Source organism: Methanospirillum hungatei (genome assembly GCF_020216685.1).
Lineage (GTDB): Archaea > Halobacteriota > Methanomicrobia > Methanomicrobiales > Methanospirillaceae > Methanospirillum > Methanospirillum hungatei_B.
The window spans coordinates 1-3,442 of record NZ_JAIWNS010000285.1 but is presented as its reverse complement, the minus strand read 5'-3'; the positions used below and the strand labels follow the sequence as shown (position 1 = coordinate 3,442).

Sequence of the window (3,442 nt, the reverse complement as noted above, 5' to 3'; positions counted from 1 at the left end):
CCAAAAGATATAACTGCCCTCATGTGCATGTCATGTGCAGCCCGTGCTGATTCGGTTGTAAAAAAATACATGTCATGAAATGTAGTGGTTCCGGAGCGGATCATCTCAAGACATGCAAGTCTTGTCCCGTTATATACATCTCTTGGAGTTACTTTTCCCTCGACAGGAATAATTTTCTCATTCAGCCATTGGCTAAAACACATATCATCTGCATATCCCCTGAGAAGGGTCATTGATGCATGGGTATGGAGATTCACAAACCCCGGCGAAACACTCATATTTTCGGCGTTTATCTCTATTTCTGCCTCATTTTTATACGAATTAGAAAGGTCTTTCCCAATGTCTTCGATAATGCCGGAATGGTTGATTAAAATGTCCCTCTTTCCTTCACTCGTAAGTCCATTCGTGATGAGAATTGAGAAATTTTTATTTATATCTGGGAATTCTTTGTAATTCATGTCTCTAGCGGACCTATCAGGGGAAATGTTCTCATGGATCATAGGGCGTTTTAATTTTTTACTCTTTGTTCCGGCTCAATGAAAGTTGATGCTGCAGAATCCTATATATGAATACAGATGAATATTCTGGTATGCATACGAAAAAAACTCTCCTTTTTGTTCTCCTCATTTTAAATATAATTCCATTCATCGGTATCGCGGCAGTTCCTGTCCCTTCTGACCTTCTCATCCTGACCGAGGAGTATGCCCCGTACAACTACCTTGAAGACAACCAGTTAAAGGGGATTTCCGTTGATATAATTGAATCAGCCTTCCAACATATGGATCTGAATATCTCCCGTGAATCCTTTCACACCCGTTCCTGGGCTGAAGCGTATGAGACCACCCTGTCACGGAATAATACTCTTCTTTTCACCACCGCCCGGATACCAGAACGTGAATCTCTGTTTGCATGGGCAGGCCCTCTGAATACTGATAAAAAAGTCCTGTTTGGTGTTGCTGGTCATGACACTCATTTCACGTCCGCAGACATCACATCGTACCGGATAGCGGCAATCAGGAATGACAGCAGCCTCCAACTTGCAATTGATGCCGGTGCAGATCCTGATCAGATCATCGTTGCTGACACTCCAGAGCAGGCGGTTGCCATGGTTGAGAATGGAACGGCTGATGTATGGAGTTATGGGGAAATAGCCGGAAGACGGATGATTAACCGGTATGCAGAAAACCCGGAGTTATTCACCCCGTTCATGGAGATTGCAACCGTCGATGAGTATATTGCCTTTCATCCGGCCACTGATCCGGCATTTGTATCTGCAGTAAATCAGACCATATGGGAAATGCGGCAAATCCAGCCCGGATCAGGGGTGTCTGAGTATGCACAGATCCTCTACCGATATATCCCGGTTGAGTGTCATGAGGCTGACATCACCCCGCAGATGGTCACCGATCTGGTAAACCTGACCTGTGATGCAATCAGCACGAATACACCTGATACGATTATCCGGATTAATTCAGGAGATGCCCCATATAAAGATCCTGATAACCCTGGCCTTTATGTCTTTGTCTATGATTCAACAGGAACAGTAGTTGCCCATGCTGCTGATCCATTCCTCGTCGGAACAACATCTTTAGGAAAGACGGATATCACCGGGAAACGGTATCATGACGAGATATTCAGTGGTGCCAGAGCGAATGGGAGCGGCTGGGTTCATTATGTCTACACTCATCCGGCCAGAAATGGGATTTATCCTAAAAAAGCTTATTACCGGCTCGTAACCGGAAGTGACGGGCAGGAGTATGTGGTTGTCAGCGGGCGATATATGTCCTGTGCCTATCTTTGGCAGTCACCTGGTGGAGAGCAGGACCGGAGCATTGAGATTGAGGTATTGCCGGATGGGAATATGGTCCTGTGTGGGACAACAAATACCTCCATGCAAAAGGATATCCTCCTTCTCCGGTATCTTCCTGATGGAAGGAGAGATCCATCATTTGGTAAAAACGGGATGGTCACCTGGGCTGGCAGTGCGGGAAAGGATGATTATGCATTCGGGGTTGTCCATGACAATGAAGGGAGAATCCTGGTCGCCGGAAGGGAGCATAATGGTCATGACCCTGACATTCTGGTCCTCCGATATTCCCCAGATGGAGAGCTGGATATGACATTTGGAGAGGACGGGGTATTCAGATATGCAGGGCCAGGGAATGGAACAGATTCTGCTCGTGGAATCGTCGTCCAAAATGACGGAAATATTCTGATCACCGGTGAGATGAACTCAAGCATTCATAAAGAGATGATTGCCATACGCCTCACTCCGGATGGAGTACCGGATCCGGAATTTGCTGATAACGGGCTTTTTGTGCTCAATATCTCTGGCGAAGGTGACCGGTATGGATTTGGGATTGCCCTGGATGCTGAGGAACATGCGGTCATGACCGGTGGAGCAGTCCGAAAAGGAGATACCAACAGTTCAATCGTAACGGTCCGGCTTTTGAAGGACGGATCGCTTGATGAATCATTCGGGATAAATGGGACAGTCTTCTATCAGGGAGAGGCATGTGGTCCGGATTATGGAACCTGGGTCAGTATAACACCGGACGGCGAGATTCTGGTCACCGGAGCAGTAGCAGACCAGGATGGCTCTTATGATATCATTCTTCTCAAGTATACAAGTCAGGGGGTTCCTGACGCTGCATTTGGAGATGGTGGCATTGTTATCTATCATGGCCCTGGATATGATTATGCCTGGGGGCAGGAGATTTTGAATGACGGGAGGATAATCATAGCAGGGACAACCGAGGTGCATGGGGAACGATATCCGGTTCTTCTCCGGTATACTCCTGATGGCCGGCCTGATCTGTCCTTTGGAGAGCACGGGGTGATGACTTTTGAGGCATTTGGATCAGGATTGCTGTATGGTGTCCATCTGGATAATGGGGGGAATATCTTCGCCAATGGATATATTACTAAAGAAGGGAGAGAAATCTCCCTGTTTGTGAAGATTCATGGAGATGATACATAGGTGATTACTGCCCGTGACAGAAAAGAAAGATGTGGAAAGTTTTTTCCGTCATTTCGTTTAATAGATACTCCTGATTATACCTATACATAGTCAAATGGAGGCTGTGGTCCGAGAAATCCCTCCATCTCTTTCCGTATCACGGTTTTTCGTGCGATATCCGGTTCCATTTGCAGCACAATGTCCAGAAGATGAACATAATCAGCATCATCCGCTACCCTGGTAAATAAATCCAGAAGAGTAAAAACCTGGTAGATATCCCCGCCGGTATCACGGAGAAGCTTGTATATGAACGATTTATCCGGCCTGGAACCAGATGTGGACATCGTAAGCAACCGCTCACCAATGGTAAAGAACGCCTGGTATTTGCGCACTCCCTCAAGATTCAGAATAAGTTCATGATACACTTTTGGTTCATCAATAGTTGCAATGTCCCGAAATTCAGTGATCCAGGAATGGGTCCCG

3 protein-coding genes are annotated in these 3,442 nt (G+C 46.5%); 1 reads left to right on the top strand and 2 read right to left on the bottom strand.

From position 1 onward, the window contains the following. Nucleotides 1-278: amidohydrolase family protein (locus LDL35_RS15015; protein WP_304023983.1), on the bottom strand; the 278-nt coding region annotated here is incomplete at its 3' end. A 311-nt stretch (nucleotides 279-589) separates the two neighbouring features. Between LDL35_RS15015 and LDL35_RS15010 the strand changes: the two genes are divergently transcribed. Continuing rightward, nucleotides 590-2,980, top strand: coding sequence for a transporter substrate-binding domain-containing protein (locus LDL35_RS15010; RefSeq protein ID WP_304023980.1), 2,391 nt, complete (start codon nucleotides 590-592; stop codon nucleotides 2,978-2,980). A gap of 80 nt (nucleotides 2,981-3,060) precedes the next feature. On the opposite strand, the gene LDL35_RS15005 is transcribed toward LDL35_RS15010, so the two are convergent. Continuing rightward, nucleotides 3,061-3,442, bottom strand: a 382-nt coding sequence (locus tag LDL35_RS15005; protein WP_304023977.1) for a hypothetical protein, incomplete at its 5' end; no start/stop codon positions are given.

Coding starts and splice junctions, on each gene's coding strand:
- LDL35_RS15010 (WP_304023980.1), top strand. CDS start 590: ATGCATACGAAAAAAACTCTCCTTTTTGTTCTCCTCATTTTAAATATA.